This is a genomic window from Mycoplana dimorpha, assembly GCF_003046475.1.
GTDB classification, from domain to species: domain Bacteria; phylum Pseudomonadota; class Alphaproteobacteria; order Rhizobiales; family Rhizobiaceae; genus Mycoplana; species Mycoplana dimorpha.
The window spans coordinates 446,832-467,348 of record NZ_PZZZ01000001.1 but is presented as its reverse complement, the minus strand read 5'-3'; the positions used below and the strand labels follow the sequence as shown (position 1 = coordinate 467,348).

General features: G+C 64.5%; 23 protein-coding genes. 5 read left to right on the top strand and 18 right to left on the bottom strand.

The features are described from left to right. Positions 1-71: 71 nt before the first annotated feature. From C7449_RS02195 to C7449_RS02165, 7 genes are all read right to left on the bottom strand, one after another. The gene (locus C7449_RS02195; RefSeq protein WP_108001120.1) at positions 72-1,154 is read right to left on the bottom strand and encodes an HlyD family secretion protein; all 1,083 of its coding nucleotides are present in this window, start codon (positions 1,152-1,154) and stop codon (positions 72-74) included. A gap of 9 nt (positions 1,155-1,163) precedes the next feature. Continuing rightward, on the bottom strand, positions 1,164-2,732 hold the full coding sequence (locus C7449_RS02190) for an MFS transporter (protein ID WP_374828259.1): 1,569 nt from the start codon (positions 2,730-2,732) through the stop codon (positions 1,164-1,166). A 218-nt stretch (positions 2,733-2,950) separates the two neighbouring features. Further along, the gene (locus C7449_RS02185; RefSeq protein WP_108001119.1) at positions 2,951-3,400 is read right to left on the bottom strand and encodes a MarR family winged helix-turn-helix transcriptional regulator; all 450 of its coding nucleotides are present in this window, start codon (positions 3,398-3,400) and stop codon (positions 2,951-2,953) included. A gap of 185 nt (positions 3,401-3,585) precedes the next feature. Further along, positions 3,586-4,440: a CDP-diacylglycerol--serine O-phosphatidyltransferase gene (pssA, locus tag C7449_RS02180; protein WP_108001118.1), complete on the bottom strand. Its 855-nt coding sequence runs from the start codon at positions 4,438-4,440 to the stop codon at positions 3,586-3,588. 87 nt (positions 4,441-4,527) lie between these two features. Next, positions 4,528-5,259 (bottom strand): phosphatidylserine decarboxylase, encoded by a 732-nt coding sequence (locus C7449_RS02175; protein ID WP_280952447.1) that lies wholly within the window; start codon positions 5,257-5,259, stop codon positions 4,528-4,530. Between the two features lie 107 nt (positions 5,260-5,366). Then, complete coding sequence (locus C7449_RS02170; protein ID WP_108001116.1) at positions 5,367-7,259, bottom strand: ABCB family ABC transporter ATP-binding protein/permease; 1,893 nt, start codon at positions 7,257-7,259, stop codon at positions 5,367-5,369. 128 nt (positions 7,260-7,387) lie between these two features. Beyond that, the gene (locus tag C7449_RS02165; RefSeq protein ID WP_245414264.1) at positions 7,388-9,565 is read right to left on the bottom strand and encodes a LysM peptidoglycan-binding domain-containing protein; all 2,178 of its coding nucleotides are present in this window, start codon (positions 9,563-9,565) and stop codon (positions 7,388-7,390) included. 155 nt (positions 9,566-9,720) lie between these two features. On the opposite strand from C7449_RS02165, the gene C7449_RS02160 reads away from it, so the two are divergent. Further along, the gene (locus tag C7449_RS02160; protein ID WP_108001417.1) at positions 9,721-10,341 is read left to right on the top strand and encodes an LOG family protein; all 621 of its coding nucleotides are present in this window, start codon (positions 9,721-9,723) and stop codon (positions 10,339-10,341) included. A gap of 79 nt (positions 10,342-10,420) precedes the next feature. Here the strand turns inward: C7449_RS02160 and rarD are convergent, their stop codons facing one another. The 10 genes from rarD to cysS form a co-directional block, all read right to left on the bottom strand. Then, positions 10,421-11,359, bottom strand: coding sequence for an EamA family transporter RarD (gene rarD / locus C7449_RS02155; RefSeq protein WP_108001416.1), 939 nt, complete (start codon positions 11,357-11,359; stop codon positions 10,421-10,423). Between the two features lie 141 nt (positions 11,360-11,500). After that, positions 11,501-11,926 carry a type II toxin-antitoxin system VapC family toxin gene (locus tag C7449_RS02150; RefSeq protein WP_108001115.1) on the bottom strand — a complete coding sequence of 142 codons (426 nt, stop codon included), beginning with the start codon at positions 11,924-11,926 and terminating at the stop codon, positions 11,501-11,503. Then, positions 11,926-12,165: a type II toxin-antitoxin system VapB family antitoxin gene (locus tag C7449_RS02145; protein WP_108001114.1), complete on the bottom strand. Its 240-nt coding sequence runs from the start codon at positions 12,163-12,165 to the stop codon at positions 11,926-11,928. The genes C7449_RS02150 and C7449_RS02145 overlap by 1 nt, the downstream gene beginning before the upstream one ends. Positions 12,166-12,253: 88 nt before the next feature. Beyond that, positions 12,254-13,870, bottom strand: a complete 1,617-nt coding sequence (gene cimA, locus C7449_RS02140) for a citramalate synthase (protein ID WP_108001113.1) — start codon at positions 13,868-13,870, stop codon at positions 12,254-12,256. 90 nt (positions 13,871-13,960) lie between these two features. After that, positions 13,961-14,437, bottom strand: coding sequence for a GFA family protein (locus C7449_RS02135; RefSeq protein ID WP_108001112.1), 477 nt, complete (start codon positions 14,435-14,437; stop codon positions 13,961-13,963). Continuing rightward, entirely contained in the window at positions 14,434-14,934 is a 501-nt protein-coding gene (locus C7449_RS02130) for a GFA family protein (RefSeq protein ID WP_108001111.1), read from the bottom strand. Before C7449_RS02130 ends, C7449_RS02135 begins: the two co-directional genes overlap by 4 nt. Next, the gene (locus C7449_RS02125; protein WP_108001110.1) at positions 14,931-15,413 is read right to left on the bottom strand and encodes a GFA family protein; all 483 of its coding nucleotides are present in this window, start codon (positions 15,411-15,413) and stop codon (positions 14,931-14,933) included. Before C7449_RS02125 ends, C7449_RS02130 begins: the two co-directional genes overlap by 4 nt. After that, complete coding sequence (locus tag C7449_RS02120; protein ID WP_210204685.1) at positions 15,410-15,817, bottom strand: type II toxin-antitoxin system VapC family toxin; 408 nt, start codon at positions 15,815-15,817, stop codon at positions 15,410-15,412. The genes C7449_RS02125 and C7449_RS02120 overlap by 4 nt, the downstream gene beginning before the upstream one ends. Before the next feature lie 14 nt (positions 15,818-15,831). Next, positions 15,832-16,110, bottom strand: coding sequence for an antitoxin (locus tag C7449_RS02115; RefSeq protein WP_108001108.1), 279 nt, complete (start codon positions 16,108-16,110; stop codon positions 15,832-15,834). A 60-nt stretch (positions 16,111-16,170) separates the two neighbouring features. Continuing rightward, complete coding sequence (cysS, locus tag C7449_RS02110) at positions 16,171-17,598, bottom strand: cysteine--tRNA ligase (RefSeq protein WP_108001107.1); 1,428 nt, start codon at positions 17,596-17,598, stop codon at positions 16,171-16,173. 446 nt (positions 17,599-18,044) lie between these two features. Here cysS and C7449_RS02105 point away from each other — a divergent pair, with 446 nt between their 5' ends. Beyond that, a complete protein-coding gene (locus tag C7449_RS02105; protein ID WP_108001106.1) occupies positions 18,045-18,227 on the top strand; it encodes a hypothetical protein in 183 nt (60 codons plus the stop codon). A 122-nt stretch (positions 18,228-18,349) separates the two neighbouring features. Here C7449_RS02105 and C7449_RS02100 read toward each other — a convergent pair whose 3' ends face one another. Further along, positions 18,350-19,126 carry an SOS response-associated peptidase gene (locus tag C7449_RS02100; protein ID WP_108001105.1) on the bottom strand — a complete coding sequence of 259 codons (777 nt, stop codon included), beginning with the start codon at positions 19,124-19,126 and terminating at the stop codon, positions 18,350-18,352. 153 nt (positions 19,127-19,279) lie between these two features. Here C7449_RS02100 and C7449_RS02095 point away from each other — a divergent pair, with 153 nt between their 5' ends. The 3 genes from C7449_RS02095 to C7449_RS02085 all read left to right on the top strand — a co-directional run bounded on the left by C7449_RS02095 (position 19,280) and on the right by C7449_RS02085 (position 20,506). Further along, positions 19,280-19,708, top strand: a complete 429-nt coding sequence (locus C7449_RS02095; protein WP_245414263.1) for an NUDIX hydrolase — start codon at positions 19,280-19,282, stop codon at positions 19,706-19,708. A 4-nt stretch (positions 19,709-19,712) separates the two neighbouring features. After that, complete coding sequence (locus C7449_RS02090; RefSeq protein WP_108001103.1) at positions 19,713-20,144, top strand: TIGR02301 family protein; 432 nt, start codon at positions 19,713-19,715, stop codon at positions 20,142-20,144. Between the two features lie 92 nt (positions 20,145-20,236). Next, complete coding sequence (locus C7449_RS02085) at positions 20,237-20,506, top strand: hypothetical protein (RefSeq protein ID WP_108001415.1); 270 nt, start codon at positions 20,237-20,239, stop codon at positions 20,504-20,506. The last annotated feature ends 11 nt before the right edge of the window (positions 20,507-20,517 follow it).

The following is a 20,517-nucleotide window of genomic DNA, read 5'->3' as shown; positions in this document are numbered from 1 at the left end:
CGGTTCGAAACAAAAGACCCCGCGCATCCGCCAAATGCGCGGGGTCTTCGTATGCGCCACCGGAAAAGCGCTCAGCCCTTCGGCTGCTCCGCCGCGCCGGCGGCGGCCGTGGCCGTTCCATCCTGGACCACGGTACGGACGACCACGGAAAGGCCCGGCGCCAGGTATTTCGCCTGCTCCTGCCCCTCGTCGATCGAGATGCGCACCGGCACGCGCTGGGCAACCTTGGTGAAGTTGCCGGTGGCGTTGTCGGGCTTGATGATGCTGAACTCGGAACCGGCCGCCGGAGAGAAGCGCTCGACATGACCGTGGAACTCGATGTCGTCGAGCGCGTCGACCGTAAAGGTCACCGGCTGGCCGGAATGGATGCGGCTCAACTGGGTTTCCTTGAAATTGGCGATGATCCAGGTGCCCTGCGGCACGACTGCCATCAGCTGCGAACCCGCGCTGACATATTGGCCGAGCTTGACGCCGACCTCGCCGACGACACCGTCCCTAGGTGCCGTGATGCGGGTATTGGCAAGATCGATCTCGGCGAGTTCGACGGCGGCCCTCGCACCGGCGACGGCCGCCTTCAGCGAATCGCGGCCGACGATGATCGCCTGCAGATCCTGCTTGGAGACCTCCAGTTGCGCCTTGGCCTGGGTGACGGCGGCTTCGGCCTGGTCAAGGGTGGTACGCCCCTGCTCGCGGTCGCTTTCGGCCATCACGCCCTTCTTTGCGAGCGCCTCGACGCGGGTCCAGTTTTCGGTCGCGCGGCGGAGCGCAAAATTCGCGCTGTCGACGGCCGCCTTGCTGGCGCCGATCTTGGCTTCGGCGGACCGCTGCTGCTGGATCGAGTTGGCCAGCGCCGCCTCCTGGCTCGCGAGCATCGCCTTCGCCTGGTCGACCTTCTGCCGGAAAATGCGGTCGTCGAGGCGGGCGAGCAACTGCCCGGCCTTGACGGCTTCATAGTCCCTGACGGGAACCTCGACGATGTAGCCGGAAAGTTGCGGGCTGATCAGCGTCACCGATCCGCGCACATAGGCATTATCGGTTACCTGCACGGCACTGCGGAACGGTGGAAGGTCCCAGGCGTAGAGCACAAGCGCGATGCCGGCGACGCCCATGACGACGGCGAGGACGGAAGCGAGGTTGGCGATTGTCTTCTTCATGACGGTTTCTCAGGTGGCAAGCGGCGCATTGGCCGGTGCAGCATTCTGGATTCGGGTCTTGATGGTGATGAGTGTCAGGTGGATCAGCAGGCACAGAGCCGCGCCCGCCGAAAGCATGGAGATCAGGAGGAACACGTCGTTGTAGGCGAGCACGTTCGCCTCCCGGGTGATCTGCTGGCCGAGCAGATTGGCACCCTCGGCTTTGAGGAGCGCGGTGTCCGTCAGCGTGTGGCCATAGCCTGCCGAAAGCTGGCCGACGCGGCCGGCCACGATCGGATCCGTCAGGGTGATGCCTTGGGCGAGGATGTTTGAGTGGAACTTCTCCCGCAGCGTGATCAGCGAACCGAACAGGGCGGAGCCGAACTGGCCGCCGAGGCTTTGCGTCGCCAGGAACAGGATGATGAAGGAGAAGATGTAGTTCGGCCCCTTCTTCAGCGCATTCATCAGTCCCCGTGCCATCGACGGCGGCAGGAACATGGCGCTCGCGGCGGCGATAAGTGCCTGGCTGAGATAGACGTCGTGCGGGCGCGTCAGATTGGTCGCCCGGCTGTCCATCCAGGCGCCGACCGCAATGAGCGTCAAGGCGACGAGGTGGATGTAGGGCTCGCGTTCCGGCCTGACGACGAGCGCGCAGGCGATGCCGCCGACGACAGTCGCGATGGCGATCACCGTATAGAGTCCCGTCAACTGCTCGGTCTGCAGGCCCATCACCAGGAAGAAATTGGTGGCGGCCGCGGTCTGCTCGCTGAGAAGCAGCCGGAACAGGAGCAGCACCATGGTGAAATGCAGGATCTCCGGGCTCACCAGCCAGCGAATGTCAAGGAAGGGCTGCTTGCGATGAAGCTCGATCAGGGCGGCGATCGTCAGGCAGGTGAAGGACAGGACAAGCAGCTCGCCGAGCCACGGCGCCTCCAGCCACCAATAGGTCCGACCGGTGGTCAACACGATCGCCAGTGAACCGAAGCCGACCGCGACCAGGAGATAGCTGAGGATGTCGAGCCTCTCGATGACCTTGGCGCGCGGCGGAGAGGCGAGCGGCAGCAGGTAGATCGCACCGAAACTCGCCATCGCGAGCGCCAGCTCGAACAGGTAGAGACCGTGCACGCCACCGAGTTCGAACAGTGTCGGGAACATGATCCGGGTCAACGACGGTATCAGTGCGATGTTTGTCAACGCGGCCGTCAGCCCGTAGGTCAGCTTGTGCTGCGGCTGGACCTTTTCGATCATGTACAGGAAAGCCAGGCTCGACATCGGGGCTGCGGCGATGCCGGCGACGAAGCGGACGGCGATCGCCGACGGCAGGTCGGTGACGAACAGGTGCAGCATCGAAACGAGCACGAAGCCGACGATGCTCCATTCGGCGAAGGTGCGAATTCCGTATTGCGCGCGGACCTTGATCAGGGCGAGCGAGAGCGAGACGTTCGGAGCCAGATAGGCCGCGATCAGCCAGGTCGCCTCGGCCTGTGTGGCGCTGAAGGCGCCCTGGAGCTGTTGCAGGTTTCCGGCGATCATGTTCATGCCGAAGCCCTGCGTCAGCGCCAACAGACAGGATGCTGCGATATAGGCGGCGGCGGGCATGCTTCCCGCCGGAGCGGCGACCGGGGCCGCTGCCGGCGCTGCCGATTCGGCGGATGTGCCGGACGCATCTGATCCGGTGGGCGCGTCATCGCCCTTGACCGCCGCTTCGGCAGAACCCGGCAGTTCGCGCGCTTCGGCTGCGTCGTTCGCAGCCGCGCGACGATTGACCGCCGACGGCGCTGCAGCGAGGTTGCTGGAAGCTGCTGCCACGCGCATGGTCAGACACTCTCCCGGCAGGAGGTCAGGGCGCTTGCGGTGATCGTCCGAAGAACGCGAACGGCCGCGGCCATGTCCTTCTCGCTGACGCCGGTCAGAAGATCACGTCGCAACTCCTTCGCCAGCGAGGCGATTTCTCCGGCGACCTGTTCGCCGTAGGGGGTCAGCGCGATCCGCTTGGCGCGCCGGTCACCTTCGACACTGAGCCGTTCGATGAAGCCGTGCTTCTCCATGCCGTCGAGGAGCCGCACGAGCGTCGGCGTCTCGATGTCGAGTTCCTCGGCAAGTTCCCGCTGGGTCAGATCCGGGATTTTGCTGAGGACGAGAAGCGTGCGTGCACGCGAGAGCGTCAGCCCCCTCTCCTTCACCCGTGCATCGAACAGCGCGCGCATCTTGCGGCTGGCGCGGGAGAGTTCGTCGAGGATGACATCGCGGAAGCTGGCTTCGGACATTGCATAGCCTGAACATAATTAGCTTGCTAGTAATTAATATGCTTAATAACGCCGTGCGCGCCGTTTTTCAAGTCACAACACGCCTCAATGCAATGCATGGCAGACGCGCGCCATTTGCATGCCGCGCCTCTGCCCGTATCGGTGCTTGAATATGTGAGAGGACGGGACCCGCTGTCCCGCAGGCTTCAGGCCTCGTGGTCGTCCTCGCCGGCGAACTGGTTCTCCACGGAAGCGTCCGTTGCCGGCCAGCCGCCATACTTTCGGTACCAGGCGCGCGCCCCGAACGGCAGCGAGGCGAGATAGACGGCTACCGTAACCACCATGGTTTCCCAGGTGAAGCTCATCAGGGTGGCGACATAGATGACGATGGCCAGCATGACCGGGAGGACGAGGTCCTTGCGGATGCGCCCACCCTCGGACTTACCGGACCAGACCGGCACCCGGCTGACCAGCAGAAAGGCGATCAGCACCGTATAGGCGGCGGAGATGAGCGCAAAGGGCAGGCTCGGCGGCACGCCGAGAAAGCCGACATAGACCGGCAGCAGCACCAGCATGGCGCCCGCCGGCGCCGGCACGCCGACGAAATACTCCGACTGCCAGGTCGCCTTGTTCTCCCGCTCCGACATGACGTTGAAGCGGGCAAGGCGCAGACCGGCCGCGATGGCGAAGATCAATGCGGCGATCCAGCCGATCGAGCGCGCCTGGTCGAGCACGAAAACATAGAGAACCAGGGCCGGAGCGACGCCGAAATTGACGATATCGGCCAGCGAATCCATCTGCCCGCCGAACTTCGAGGTCGCCTTGAGAAGCCGGGCGACGCGGCCGTCGATGCCATCCAGGAACGCGGCGAGCAGGACCATCGCCACGGCCAGTTCGTAACGGTTTTCGAAAGCGAGGCGAATTCCGGTCAAGCCGGCGCAGATCGCAAGGATGGTAATGAGGTTCGGAATGATCACCCGGAGCGGGATCTGTCGCAGGCGCGGGCCGCGGGCCTCGTCGTTCGGCCCGTTCGGTTCATAGGGATGAAACGGCATCTTCATTGCGGCTCGCTTTGTTGGCGGGACAGGGCGCATCGAATCCGGTGCGGCAGATCACCGAACCGGAAATCGTGCGATCCTGTCCGTCTGTCAACCCCGGCGCGCGAGCGTTGGCCCCTTCGAGGATCCGAATTCCGCAATTACCGTCTCGCCGGCGATCGCCGTCTGGCCGACGGCGACGCGCGGTTCGGCGCCTGCCGGCAGGAAAACGTCGAGGCGCGAGCCGAAGCGGATCAGGCCGAAGCGCTCGCCGGTATCGAGGCTGTCGAAGGTCGATGTCCAGCAGACGATGCGGCGCGCGACCAGGCCGGCGATCTGCACGACGCCGATTTCCCCATGGGCCGTGTCGATAACCAGCCCGTTGCGCTCGTTCTCCTGGCTGGCCTTGTCGAGCTCGGCATTGACGAAGCGGCCGGCCCGATAGGCGATCCGGCGGACGCTGCCGCGCATCGGCGCGCGGTTCACGTGGCAGTTGAAGACGTTCATGAACACGGAAATGCGCAGCATCGGCTCGGAGCCGAGTTCCAGCTCCAGCGGCGGCGTGACCATGGCGATCGACGAGACGCGCCCGTCTGCCGGGCTGATCACGAGATCCGGATCCTGCGGGGTAAGACGCTCGGGGTCACGGAAGAAATAGGCGCACCAGGCGGTCAGCAGGAAGCCGAGCCACATCAGCGGCTCCCATAGCAGCCCGAGCACCAGCGACGCCACGAAGAACATGGCGATGAACTTCCATCCGTCGCGGTGGATGGGGACAAGGGTGTTGCGCACCGTATCGACCAGGTTCATGCTATGCTTCTCCGTGTTTTTTGTGCCCTGCACCTAGCGCGAAACCGGAGCGGGAGCAATGCGGCAGAGCCTGCAGGATGCGGGCCGCAATGCCGGTCGGCCGCCCTGTGCAGCAAAATCGCCACGGCTACCGTCCTCTGTTACTCCCCCGGTGCCGGCTGGCGCACGACCACGCCCATCTCGTCGGCTTCCCGGACCTGCTTGAGGTGCTCCTCGGCTTCGGTCGCCTCACGCTGGCGGTTCCACATCGAGGCGTAGAGACCGTTCTGGCGGAGCAGGCCGGCATGGGTGCCGCGCTCGGCGATGCGGCCGTCCTTCAGCACGATGATCTCGTCGGCACCGACCACCGTCGAGAGCCGGTGGGCGATCACCAGGGTCGTGCGGTTCTTCGACACGATCTCGAGGGCCGCCTGGATCTCCTGTTCGGTGCGCGTATCCAGCGCCGACGTCGCCTCGTCGAGGATCAGGATCGGCGGGCTCTTCAGAACCGTACGGGCAATCGCCACGCGCTGCTTCTCGCCACCGGAGAGCTTCAGCCCCCGCTCGCCGACCATCGACTTGAACCCGTCCGGCAGGTGCTCGATGAAGCCGCTGATCTGGGCGATCTCGGCCGCCGCCCTGACCTCCTCGTCGCTGGCGTCCGGGCGGCCGTAACGGATGTTGTAGGCGATGGTGTCGTTGAAGAGCACCGTGTCCTGCGGCACCATGCCGATCGCCGCCCGCAACGACTTCTGCGTCACGTCGCGCACGTCCTGCCCGTCGATGGTGATCGCGCCCTGCTGGACGTCGTAGAAGCGGTAGAGAAGACGCGACAGCGTCGACTTGCCGGCCCCCGACGGGCCGACCACCGCCACCGTCTTGCCGGCCGGCACCTCGAAGGAGACCCCTTTCAGGATCGGGCGGGCGGGATCGTAGGCGAAGTGGACGTCGCGGAAGGCGATCGCCCCGGCTTTGATCGCGAGCGGCTGGGCGTCCGGGCTGTCCTCGACCTCCGCCTCCACCTCGAGAAGGTCGAACATCTGCTCGATGTCGGTCAGTCCCTGGCGGATTTCGCGATAGACGAAGCCGATGAAGTTGAGCGGGATCGCCAGCTGGATCAGCATGGCGTTGATGAACACGAAATCGCCGATCGTCTGGTCGCCGCGCTGCACCGCAAGCGCCGACATCACCATCATAACGGCGGTGCCGACGCCGAAGATCAGCGCCTGGCCGAAGTTCAGCCAGCCGAGCGAGGTCCAGACCTGGGTGGCCGCCCGTTCGTAGCGGGCCATCGACTGGTCGAACCGCCGCGCCTCCATCTCCTCGTTCCCGAAATACTTCACGGTCTCGAAGTTGAGCAGCGAATCGATCGCCTTGGTGTTCGCCTCGGTGTCGCTCTCGTTCATCGAGCGGCGGATAGAGATGCGCCAGTCGCTGGCCCGCACCGTGAACCAGATGTAGAGCGCGACGGTGACGGCGGTGACGAGGACATAACTGAAGCCGTAGCCGGCCCAGAACACGATCGCAGTCAGCAGGAACTCGATGATGGTCGGCACCGAGTTGAGGATGGTGAAGCGGACGATCGTCTCGATGCCCTTGGTGCCGCGCTCGATGACGCGCGACAGTCCGCCGGTGCGGCGCTCCAGGTGGAAGCGCAGCGACAGGCGATGCAGGTGCACGAAGGTCCTGTAGGCGAGTTGGCGCACCGCATATTGCCCGACGCTCGCAAACAGCGCGTCGCGAAGCTGGTTCAGCCCGGCCTGGAAAATGCGGGCGAAGTTGTAGGCGATCACCAGCATCACGGCGCCGAGCAAGAAGGACGGCACGATGTCGGCCATGTCCATCTTGCCGTTCAGCGCGTCGGTGGCCCATTTGAAGAAATAGGGGACCAGAAGCAGGACGAGCTTCGAGGCGAGCAGGAACACCGTCGCCCAGACGACCCGCATCTTCAGGTCCGGACGGTCGGACGGCCACATGTAGGGCCAGAGATTGACGATGGTCCCGAGCGGGTTGCTGCTATCGGCAGAAACCGTCTTCTTCGCTGTCGCCGTCACGCATGCCTCCGAACGCCGGATCGGCTCCGGCTCTGTCCTTCACGAAAAATGCGGCGTCCCGACAGGACGCCGCACGCATCAGATAGGACGCATCGACCGGCGATACAATGCGAAAAGGCGTGGGGCCGTCACCTCGCCTGCAGCCGCTTGCGGTGCATCTCCTCTGCCTCGGCCTCGGGCATCGCCTCGTCCGGCACGCCGAAGATCTGTCCCGGCAGGATGCGGTCGGGATCGGCGATCTGTTCCTGGTTGGCGGCATAGATGGACGTGTAGCGCACGCCCTGCCCATAGACGCGCCGGGCGATCTGCCACAGCGTGTCGCCCCGGCGGATGATGACGGAGGTCTTGCTCTGCTGCAGCGGCGCCTGCTCGACGGTCTGCGGCTGCCCGACCGCAGCTTCCGTCTGCGTTTGCCCTGGCTGCTGCGCCGCCGTCGCGCCGCCCGCGTCCGCTGCCGTACCGCCGACGGCAGGCGCGGCCGTAGCCGGTGCGTTGTTTGCCACCTCGCTGCCTGGGTCAGACCCTGCCAGAGTAGGCGCCGGCGCGCCCTTCAGCGTCGCCAGGGCGGCCGCATAGCTTTCCGGCGGCGCGTCCGCAGGCACGCTGGACAGCGCATCGGCTGCGGACTTCGCCCAGACCTTCAGCTGATCGACCAAGTCCAGACGCGAAGCGTCGGTGCCGGTGGGGGCGGCGTAAGCGGCGATTTTCTCCAGAACGGCCAATAGCGCGCTCCGCGTCGCCTGGATCTCGCCGGGCTTCGCGACAGCGCCCGGTGCGAAGTGGCCGATGAACTGGCGGTTCAGGTCGAGCGCCAGCGTCTCCAGCTGGCCGATGTCGACGGCCGGCGCCGTCGCCACGGCAATGGCCGGGGCTGCGCCGTTCGTCGCCGGCGTCAGTGCATCCTTCACCGCCGCCTCGATCGCGCCGATCGACTTGCCGACGGTCGCGGCATCGGTCGGCAGCGCCTTGAGCTTGGCGAGGGTCTCCGCCGCCACCTCCGCCGTGCGCGAGGCGATCACCTCGCCGGCTCCGCCGGGAGGCGCCCGGTATTGCGCCAGCGACTGCAGGGCGATTTCCGTCGCTGAGCGCGCGGCAGCCAGTTCCTCGGCCGACGGCTGGCGTCCGTTCGCATACAGGCCGCTTAGCAGCGAGACTGCCTTGTTCGCTTCGGCGCGAAGCTTGTCGAAAGTGCCATCGTCGATCAGGCCGAGCGAAGGGGCCGTGCCCGCGTTTGCGCCGTCGTCCTGGGCCACCACGGCCACCTGCTCGCCCTCGGGACGGTCGAAGGGGACGGATGCACGAAGCTCGACCTTGGCGCCGTCAGCGCTCATGACGTCGGCGCGGATGGTGTGGCGGCCGACCGGCAGCGGCATGTGCCCGTCGACGACATAGTGACCCTCCGGCCCGGTCTTGATCTCGCCGAGGAGCTTGTCGTTGGCATAGATCCTTACCAGCGCGCCCGGCTTGGCGCTGCCGGCAACGAACATCTTGTCGCCCTCGAGTTCCACCGCGGCGATGCGAACGCCCACTTTGTCCGAAGGCGTGCCGGCCGATGCCGCATCACCTGCCGTTTCTTGAGGCGGCTGTTCGGCCGCGCCAGCATCAGGCTGGGATACCGCCGCCGTCTCGGCCGCCCCGACCTGCGGTTGCGCTGCCTGGGATCGCGTCGTCTTGGGCTGGACTGCCAGCTTTTCGCCGGAGGGGCCGAGAACCGTGATCAGGCGGCTGGCGGCGCCGGGCTTGGTGACCATCGCCAGAAGTTCACCTGCGCTGTCCTTCGGGATGGAGACGGTGGCAACTTCCTCGGAGGACTTGGCAGCGCCGTCCTGACCGACGATCCGCAGGGTCAATTCGTGGTCACCAGACGCCAGCGGCTTGTCGAACACCGCTGCGAAATCGCCGGAGGGGCCGACATCGGCCGTGGCAACGATCGTCTCGCCGTTAAGTATCTGCAGGGTCTTGTTCGGCTCGGCATGGCCGGCAATCACCGTCGAGCCATCAGGCTCCACCCGAAGGAGATCGAAGGATGGGGTCTGCCAGCCGGTTGCCGGATCGGTCCCGGCGGCCTGCGATGCGGCCTGGCCGCCCGTTTCAGGTGCGGCCGCCGCAGTCGGCTTGTTCGGTTCGGAGGTAACGCTCGCGCCGTCAGTCGGCTTGGGCCCGCCACTCGGCTGCGCCGCCTGCGTCGTCGCTTCCTTGGTCCCGGAACTTTTGTCTTCCTCGATATTCGGAAGGACGAAAAACACCATCAGCGCGGTCGCCGCCGCCATCACGCCCAGAGCAACCAGGCCGGTCTTGTAGGTCATGTTCATGGTCTCCAGGCACCACGCCGCTATTCCCCTTGGAATTGCTAGCGATTTCCAAGGATTTCAGCAAGCGTGGGGCTCGATCCGGCAGGATTTGGCCGGATAATTCGTCATTTTTCTTGACCCGGCCCGGCATCGGATGGCTCAATCGGGCCATGAACGAAGAATCCATGCCAATTCGAGCCATCTGCGTCTATTGCGGGTCCCAGCCGGGCCGCGATTCCGCCTACATCAACGCCGGCCGGACGCTTGGCCGCTCCATCGCAGCGAATCACATGCACCTCGTCTATGGCGGAGGCACCAAGGGCATCATGGGGGCGGTGGCGGGCGGTGTGCTGTCCGCCGGCGGTCGGGTCACCGGCATTATACCGCAATTCCTCGTCGACCTGGAGGCCACCCGTCATTCACTCGGCCAGCTTTCCGAGCTGATCATCACCGCCGACATGCATGAGCGCAAGCACAAGATGTTCGAGCGCGCCGACGCGTTCGTGGCCCTCCCCGGCGGCATCGGCACGCTGGAGGAGATCGTCGAGATTATGACCTGGGCGCAGCTCGGACGGCACCGCAAACCGGTCGTGTTCGTCAACGTCGGCGGCTTCTGGGATCCGATGCTGAAGCTGATCCGGCACATGGCCGATGCCGGCTTCGTGCATGAGGCTCATCTGGTGCAGCCGCTCGTCATCGACGACGCCGAGCAGGTCGTCCCGGCCTTGATCGAACATTGGGCCGGCACCGTCGACCGCGACGGCGAGGCGGGGATCATCGCCAGGCTGTAACACCAGCGCGGTAATTGCCGGCAGGATCCACGATCCTGCACAGCGCGGGCATCCCCGCGCCTTTACGCCGGTCCAGTGCTCACTCGGCCGGCTTCAACTCCTCGGCCCGACGGGCGCGGGCGCTCGTCAGCATCGATCCGGAGTAGATGATCAGCGCTGCCCAGATCAGGCCGAAGGCCGCCATCTGGGCGTGTCCGAACGGCTCGTGAAAGACGAAGATGGCGATGATGAAGATCAGGGTCGGGGCAATGTATTGCATTATGCCGATCGTCGAGAGCTTCAGGAGCTTGGCACCATTGGCATAGATCATCAGCGGGCCGGCGGTGACGATACCGCAGGCGAGCAGCCACAGCACGTCGGCCGTTCCGGTGTCGCCGAAATGGCCCTGTCCGGTCGCCTCCAGCCAGATGATGTAGCCGATCGACGGGATGCTCAGCAGCAGCACCTCCAGGAAGAAGCCCTGGTTCGGGCCGATCGGCAGCGTCTTGCGGAAAAAGGCGTAGAAGCCCCAGGAAAAGCAGAGACTGAGGGAGACCCAGGGCAAGCCTCCGGCGTCGAAGGCGAGAATGGCGACGGCCGCCGCAGCAAGCGCGATGGCAGCCACCTGCGCCCGCGTCAGCTTCTCCTTCAGGAGCACGGCCCCGAGAAAAATCGAAAAGAGCGGATTGATGTAGTAGCCGAGCGCCGTCTCGATGGCGCGGTCGGCACTGATCGCCCAGACATAGATGCCCCAGTTGATGGTGACCAGCACCGCCGTCAACGTTGCCATGCCGAGCATTCGCGGCGAGGCAAGCGCATGCTTGATGTCGGCCGTGCGGCCGAGCCAGATGAGCACGAGGCCGGCAATCGGAACGGACCAGACGATGCGGTGCGCGACCACCTCCGCCGCAGGAATATGTGCGACCGCCTTCATGAAGAAGGGCAGGAAGCCCCAGAGCAGATAGGCGGTGAGCGCAAAGAGAAATCCGCTCAGAGAATCGCCGTTCGTCGCCTCGGGCGCGTTGATGGGCTCGGCCATGATGCTGGATCCTGCTTGTGTGCCGTCGGCGAGAAAAAACGAATGCTCCGCCTGCATTTCTGCAGACGTCCTACCCCAACGAATGGGAATAGGCCAATTCATTTCGGTGAACTTTAGGTGAACCGGCGCTGATGCGCCGGCTCATGCGATGCGTACGACCTGGACGTCGGCTGCCTCAAACCCGATGTCCATAGTCAGGATCGGCACTTTATTCAGTTTCGCTACGGCGTAGTGAAAGCAGTCTGCCATGTTAAGGGCCAGGTTCCGCTCGCCTTCGCCGAATCGATGCCGCCCATTGCGCTGGAAAACGTCGAGGGCGAGCGCTTCCTCCTCGGCTCCGATCGACAAGACGATAATGCCGGCGATCTCAAGGAAGTCCTGCACGATCGCTTTCGCTTCGTCCATCGACTTGCCAGTCTTGCGAAACAATCCAACGGTCGCTTCCCAGGACGCGAGAACCGAGGTCACATTGGCGAACTCTCTGTTTGTGTCCAGAATTTGCGCGTAGCCTTCCGCGTCTTTCTCCTCAGTCAAAATCGCAATGATCACCGAGGCATCGACGAACATCAGTACTCGCCGCTGAGTTCGTCGAAAAAGGCTTTATCGGCCTCCGGCCCTGCGATGCGGGCCGTAGCGACGCGGTCGCGAAGCGGCTTGAGCCGTACCCACAGCGGGATGTCCCGGACCGAGCGGCGCAGCTCGTTTTCAAGTGCAATGCGCACCGCTTCCGTCTTCGTCACGTGTTTCTGCGTTGCCAATTTGTCAGCCAGTTCATTGACGTGTCTGCTACGGATGTTGAGAGCCATGAAAACATCTCCGTGTAGGCAGATTATGACATTGCCTACACAATTCTGCAACTTCCTTGCGGGATCCCGCTCGATCGAGCGGCAACCCCTATTCGGCCGCCGCCCTCCCCGCCTCGCCGCGGTTCTTCAGCAGCTTGTAGACGATGCTGTCCATCAGCGCCTGGAACGACGCGTCGATGATGTTGTCGGACACGCCGACTGTCCACCAGCGGGCGCCGGTGGCATCGGTCGATTCGATCAGCACCCGGGTGATCGCCCCGGTGCCGCCATTGAGGATGCGCACCTTGTAGTCCGCCAGTTCCAGGTCCTCGATCTCGCCCTGGTACTTGCCGAGGTCCTTGCGCAATGCCAGGTCCAGCGCGTTGACGGGGCCGTGGCCCTCGGCAACCGACATCATCGTCTCGCCGTCGACGACGACCTTCACCACCGCTTCGGAAACCGTCTTCAGGTTGCCGTTGGCATCGTAGCGACGCTCGACCATCACGCGGAAACTGTCGACGTGGAAGAGCTCGGGGAGCGTGCCGAGCGTACGCTGGGCGAGCAGCGCAAAGCTGGCATCGGCCCCCTCGTAGGCATAGCCCGACGCCTCGCGTTCCTTGACGATCTCGATCAGCCGGTCGAGCTTCGGGTCGTCCTTGGAGACGACGATGCCGCGCAGTTTCAGTGCGTTGATGAAGTTCGCCCGCCCGCCCTGATCGGAGACCATCACCTTGCGCAGGTTGCCGACGCTTTCCGGCGGCACGTGCTCATAGGTGCGCGGGTCCTTCAGGAGCGCAGAGGCGTGAATGCCGGCCTTGGTGGCAAAGGCGGAGGCGCCGACATAGGGCATCTGGTGGTCCGGCGAGCGGTTCAGGAGTTCGTCGAACTGGTGCGACAGCCGCGTCAGGCCCTGCAGCCGCTCCCGGTCGATCGAGCACTCGAAACGCGAGCTGTAGCTGTCCTTGAGCAGCAGCGTCGGGATGATCGTGACGAGATTGGCGTTGCCGCAACGCTCGCCGATGCCGTTCAGCGTTCCCTGGATCTGGCGCGCGCCTGCCTCCACCGCCGCGAGCGAATTGGCGACCGCCTGCCCCGTGTCGTTATGGGCGTGGATGCCGAGGCTTGCCCCGGGGATACCAGCTGCGATGACGGCGGAAACGATATCGCGGACTTCCGGCGGCTGCGTGCCGCCGTTGGTGTCGCACAGCACCACCCAGCGCGCGCCGGCCCCATAGGCGGCCCTGGCGCAGGCGAGCGCATAGGCGGGATTGTCCTTGTAGCCGTCGAAGAAGTGCTCGCAATCGACCATCGCCTCCTTGCCGGCAGCGACGACGGCCTTGACCGAGCCGCGGATCGATTCGAGGTTCTCCTCGTCGGTGCAGCCGAGCGCCACGCGCACGTGATAGTTCCAGCTCTTGGCGACGAGACAGACCGCATCGCTCCTGGCCTCGAGCAGCGCCGCGAGGCCCGGATCGTTGGAGGCGGAAACGCCGGCCCGCTTGGTCATGCCGAATGCGACGAAGCGGGCGTACTGCGTGCGCTTCTTGTCAAAGAAGGCGGTATCGGTCGGATTGGCGCCAGGATAGCCGCCCTCGACGTAATCAAGGCCGAACTCGTCGAGCATCGCCGCGATCGCAATCTTGTCCTCGACCGAAAAGTCGACGCCCGGCGTCTGCTGGCCATCGCGAAGGGTCGTGTCGAAGAGGTAGATGCGTTCCTTGGTCATGCTCTCATTCCTTGGGGCCGGAAATCACCCCACAAAGGGACGATCACCGCAACGTTCATTGTTTCATGGTTGCCGCTTCAGTCGGCCGGCTCAGATCTTCAGTCCGTGCGACGGCCACTGGTCGGTTTCGTGGTCCGGGTGCTGGAAGGAGATGATCGCCTCCTGCCGCGAATAGTAGTCCGGGTCGTCGTGGACCGGCGCGTCGAAGATCGTCTCCACCCATGGCAGCCGCGCGCCGTAGTTGACCTGGATCTGCGGCGCGAGATCGGAACGGTCGTCGAAGGTGCCGATGGCGATTTCCAGCCCGCCGGGGTGGCGGTAGGTCATCGGCGTGCCGCAGTTCCGGCAGAAGCCGCGGTCGATGTTGACCGACGACTGGAAATAGCTCGGCTCGTCACGCGTCCATTCCACCCCGCCCTTCGGCGCCGTCACCAGAGCCGAGAAGAAGCTGCCGAACTGCTTCTGGCACATGCGGCAATGGCAGATCGACGCGCGGCCCAGTTCGCCGCGGATGCGGAAGCGAACGGCGCCGCACTGGCAGCCTCCGGTCCGGATGGTATCGGTCATGTCAGTCCCTCCGGTGGCCAGTGATCCGTGTCGTAGTCCGGATGCTGGCGGTTCGATTCCAGGATGGCGAAGTGATGTTCGCGCCCGGCCGCCCCCTCCTCGTCGGTCTCCCGACCCGGCAGGCGGGCAAGGTTGGAAAACCAGGGGACGCGCGACTCGACGCCTGATTGCCAATGCGGCCGCACATCCTCGGGATCGTCCAGAGACCCAAGCACGATATGAATGCAATCTGATGCCGCGGTGTCGTAGAACAGCGGGGTGCCGCAGTCGCGGCAGAAGCCGCGCTGCACATAGTCGGACGAGCGGAACCACGCCGGTTCGCCGCGGGTCAGGCGGAATCTCGCGCGCGCGGCGTTGGCGAGCGGCAAGAAGTAGTTGCCCGCCGCCTTCTGGCACATGCGGCAATGGCACAGGCGCGGGTCGTCGAGCGTGCCCTCGGCGCGATAGCGCACCGCACCGCATTGGCATCCGCCCGTGTAGATCCGCGCAATGCTCATGGTTGCGGCTCCGGCGGCCAGTCGGCGGTGTCGTGGTCGGGGTGCTGGCAGCAGACCATCTTCAGCAGGAAGGGCGCCGCCTCCGCGTCGTCCTCGGTGCGGAGGCCCGGCAGCGCGTGCAGCCGGTCGACGAAGTCGATCTTGCCCTCCATGCCGAACTGGATCGACGGCGCCACGAGCGACGGATCGTCGAAGGCGCCGGCCGCGATCGCCACCCCGTCCGGCGCCTCATAGGTCAACGGCGTGCCGCATTCGGCGCAGAAGCCGCGGCTGACGAAATTCGAGGAGCGGAAGCGCTTCGGCTCGCCGCGCGTCCAGGCGAGCTCGGCGCCGCGGGTCGAGACGAGCGGTGCGTAGTAGGCGCCGAAGGCTTTCTGGCACATGCGGCAGTGACATATGGAACTGTCCTTCAGGGCTCCGCGGATGCGGAACCGCACCGCACCGCATTGGCAACCTCCGGTGTAGGTGGTCTCGGTCATCGGGTGGGCTCCTTGCGTTGGACCCAATTCTCGATCGACAGACCTTCGACACGGGCGAACTCCCGCACATTGTCCGTCACGAGTGTCATGCCAAGCGAAAGCGCATGTGCCGCGATCAGCATGTCATTGGGACTGATCGGAATGCCTCCTCCCTCCAGCGCCAAGCGAATTTTGGCGTATGACTGATCCGCCGGCGGCGCAAAAGGCACAACTTCAATCCGCGCCAAATAGTCCTCTACCGCATCGATAAGTCGAACTGAATTCTTCTTTCGACTTCCATAACGCATTTCGGCCGCGACCACGATGCTGACGCAGATGTTGTCCTGTCCGACCTCGGCAATACGCTCGGCGACACTTCCGGTGGGTTGCCGGAACAGGTGAGAAACCGTGTTCGTGTCGAACATGTACTTTAGCCCCGTCACAAGTCGACATCCCGCAGCGGCACCAGACTCTCATCGAGGTTCGGGAAGTCTTCGTCTAGCGGCTCCAACGTCGCCAACCACTCCAGCAAGCTGCTTTTCTTCGCCTTCGGCTCGATGATCAGCCGGTCGCCTTCCTTGCGCATGACCGCCTCGTCGCCCGGCAGCTCGAATTCCACGGGAATACGGACGGCCTGGTTGCGGCCGTTGCGGAACAGCTTGACGATCCGCTCGCCACCGTCTTTCTCGGGCACCTTTTCGGCGCGGATGACATTCATCGCAGCCTCCAAACGATTGGCATATGCCAAGCATATGCCACCCGCGAAGCGGTGGCAAACCTACCGCTTCACCTCCCACGTCGTCACCCGCTCGCCAGTGACCGGGTCCTTGCCGTCCTTGAGCTGGATGCCCCTGGCAAGCAGGTCATCGCGCACCTTGTCGGCCTCGGCAAAATTCTTCGCTCTGATAAGATCGAGGCGGCGTTGAATCGTTGCTTCAACCTCCGCTGCCAACCCGTCTGAGATCTCAACCTTTTTCGGCAAAACGCCGAGAAGGGCTGCGCTCGCCTGGAAGCTCGCCGCGGCGGCCGGGTCGCCGGCCGCCCTGTGCGCCAGGGCATGCAGCGCCTGCACCGCTTCGACGGTATTGAGGTCATCGGCAAGTGCTGCAAGCACCGCCGGATCGACACTCCCCTTGCCCGCCTCCTCCGCCGGCCAGCGGGCGAGCAGCCGCTCGGCCTCCTCCAGCCGCTTCACCGAGAAGTCGATCGGCTCGCGATAGTGGGTCATCAGCATGGCAAGCCGCAGCACCTCGCCCGGCCATTTGCGGCCGCCGAAGTTTTCCGTGTGCAACAGGTCGTGGATGGTCACGAAGTTGCCCTCCGACTTCGACATCTTGCGACCCTCGACCTGCACGAAGCCGTTGTGCATCCAGACGTTCGCCATCACCTTCGTGCCGTGGGCGCAGCGCGACTGGGCGATCTCGTTCTCGTGATGGGGGAAGATCAGGTCGAGCCCGCCGCCATGGATGTCGAAGGTCTCGCCGAGATAGGCGGCCGACATGGCGGAGCACTCGATGTGCCAGCCGGGGCGGCCCCGCCCCCACGGGCTGTCCCAGCCCGGCTCCTCCGGCGACGACAGCTTCCACAGCACGAAATCGCCGGGATTCTTCTTGTGCCCCTCGACGGCGATGCGCGCGCCGGCCTGCTGCTCCTCGAGGTTGCGCTTCGAGAGCTGGCCGTATTCCGCCCAGGAGGTGTCGAACAGCACCTCGCCGCCGGCCTGATAGGCGTGACCACGGTCTATAAGCCGCTCGATCAGCGTGATCATGTCGGCGCGACCGTCCGCCCGCTTCTGCACGAATTCGGTGGCGCGCGGCTCCTGCGTCGGCGGCAGGGTGCCAAGGGTTGCAACGTCGCTGTGGAACTGGTCGGCGGTCTTTTCCGTCACCCGACGGATCGCCTCGTTCAGCGTGATGGTTCCGGCCGTGATGTCGGCGCCGAAATCGCGCAGTGCCCGCGCGTTGATCTTGTCGTCTACGTCGGTGATGTTGCGGACATAGGTGACCTGATCGACGCCATAGACGTGCCGCAACAGGCGGAAAAGCACGTCGAAGACGATGACCGGCCGGGCATTGCCGATGTGGGCGAAGTCGTAGACTGTCGGCCCGCAGACATACATGCGCAGGTTCGTCGGATCGATCGGCTTGAATGGCGCCTTCGAGCGCGTCAGCGTGTTGTACAGGTTCAGGACCGGTTCGGCGGCCATCGAAAATCTCCCAAGGGCAAGCGTCCGGCCGGCCCGGCCCGTTTGTCATCTGGGGATTTCAGGAGACGAAAACGGCCAAGCCAGCGGCAAGCTAGCGAATAATGCTCCGGCAAATAATGCAGAGTACCGTTTTCATGGCCTGCTTTATCGCGCCGGAATTTCCGGCGGTCAAGGGAGTGCGTACGGCCCGCGGCACGAAAAAGCATTTCATCATTGTGCGCTTGCAGAACCGAGCACGATGTCGCCGCTAAGCCTCGCAGCCGCAAAGACTACATTTTGAACCGGCTAAATACGTCTTAACACCGCGTTAACTACGACGCAGAAACATCAAAGATAGTTCGATCTTTCGACAGATTTTGACCGAATTCGCTCGATAAAATTTCGTTAATGGCCGCAATGCTCAAAGATGATCTTGGCCGATCCTGCAATATAAATGGGAGTCAATAATGTTTACTGATGGCGCGAAGCGTTCGATTGCACCGGAAACCAACGATGACGGAAAGCTGGTGGATCAATACAAGCCTCTCGGGCTGAAGGCCGTGCTCGCCGCCGCCAGCCAGCGCAGGCCGCAGACGCCCAAGACGGTCAAGCCGGAACTCCCGGCCGGCCTGAAGCACATCGAAGCATAGCAAAGCGGCGGCGGAGGAATGCCTCTCGACTGGGTGCACGGTTCCGGGACAGAGGCACGAAAACACATCGCGTGAAACTGATCCTCGTGGGCGCACCTCGAGCAGGCGCTCCAGGCGTCCGCTCAGAGCAGCGACAGTTGGCCGCTGTCGTCACCGCCGCGGCCTTTTTTGGCAGAAAGCGGGCGTGCGGCCAGCGGTTCGGCGACCGGGGCCTGGATGTCGGGCCCGACATTCGCCACCTTGTTGACACGGTCCGAAATCGGGATGGCCTCGAAGAAGTCGTCCTCGACCGGACGCAGCAGGTCGGCGACCTCGCGCGGCTCCTGCGTTCGGCAATCCAGCCAACGCGAAAAGTGTTCCGGAGCGACCGTCACCGGCATCCGATCATGGATCCTGCCGATCGCCGCATTCGCCGCCGTTGTCAGGATGGCGGCGGTATCAACTTCCGAGCCGTCCGCTGACGCCCAGGTATCCATCAGCCCGGCGAAGGCGACGATCCGGCCGTTGCGGGGCCGAATCCAGTAGGCCTGCGGCCGCTCGCCCGTCCCTTTCGGCGGTCTGCGCCATTCGTAAAAGCCGGACGCCGGAACCAGGATGCGGCGGTGGCGCATGGCGGCGCGGAACGACGCCTTGTCGATCGCCGTCTCGGCGCGGGCATTGATCAGAAGCGGGAAGTCGCGCGGATCCTTCACCCAGGACGGCGTCAGCCCCCAGCGGACCAGCATCGCCTTGCGCTCCGGCAGGTTGCTCCCGGGCCGGCGGGGATCGCCGGCGACGACGACCAGAATCGGCTGCGTCGGCGCGATATTGTAGCGCGGCGGGAATTCCTCCACGTCCACAACGTCGAGCAGTTCTTCCAGCCGAGCGGCCGGTTCGGTCAAGGCAAATCGCCCGCACATGGTTCGCCTGGTTCCTTCGTGTCGAAGTCCGAAGATGGATGGCCGCGCTGCCGTTTTCAACACCCAAGCCCCGGGTCGCTTATCCGGCGCGTCAGTCTGGAACAATCCACACGCAGTACTTATAAAAGGCAAATGAACCATTCGGATCCGTCGATGACCGTAAAACCCGCCTCCTCCGCCGTACTCGAGCGCGACGGTCGCTATCTGCTCGTGCGGCGGCGCAATCCGCCGGCGGCCGACATGTACGCCTTTCCGGGCGGACACGGCGAGCCGGGCGAGACGCCCGCCGAGACGGCGCTGCGCGAGTTCGCCGAGGAGACCGGCATCGTCGCCCGCCAACCGCGCCTCTTCGCCACATACGACCTGAAGAGCAGCACGACGGGCGGCCACTACTTCCTTTCGGTTTTCCGCGTCGAGGCCGATGCCGGCGCAGTCGCCGTGGCGTCGGATGATGCGGCGGACCTCGGCTGGTTCACCGCCGAGGAGATCGCAGTTCTTCCCGCCCCCGAAAGCGTGCGCGATTGCCTCCGCCGCCTGGAGGCGGACCGACACGCGGCCCTTTCACCAGCCGCGACAGGATGAGTGGATGACACATCGCGCCGCCCGCCTCGCCGTCGCCCTGTTGCTGCTGGTGCCGATCCACGCCACGCAGGCGGCTCCGATCGCCGCGGCGAGCGGAACCGATGCTGCCGGGTCGGCCGCCGAGACCAAACCTGCGCCCTATGATGGCCGGCTGGAACGGCTGTCGGAGATTCTCGGCGCCGTGCAGTATCTGCGCAACCTCTGCCTAGAGGACGGCGAGGACACGTGGCGAAAGGCGATGCAGGACCTGATCTCGATGGAGGCCGGCAACGAGCAGGCACGCAGGGAGCGCCTCACTGCCGCCTTCAATCACGGCTATCGCTCCTTCGCCTCGGTCTATGCCACCTGCACCGGGCAGGCAGTGGTCGCCGAAGAAAAATACCGTAACGAAGGTGCAACACTCGCGGCAGAAATTACCGCCCGCTTCGGAAATTAGTGGATGATTAACCTCTTTCCTTGCGGCCCCGTGTCGTTTTGGGAAAAGGCTGCTAAGGTCGTTAACAGTCTGGTAAAGAGTAGATGCCGCGCATGGATCATATGATGGAACCAAGCCTCAACGATATCGACGAGATGATCGTACACGAGAAGATGCAGGCGGCGCTGGAGTACCAGACCGAGGCCTGGGCCGACGGCATGGCGGACGGCATCGAGCCGGAAATCATCGCCGACGCCGCAATCGCGCTGGCCATGCGCGAGACGATCCGCCTTCTCGGCGAGGATGGCGCTGAGGCGATGCTGAAATCCCTGCGGGAGCGGATGCTGGCCGGCGAGTTCTCGCCTGAGCGCACGCTGCAATAGGGCGGAAAGAC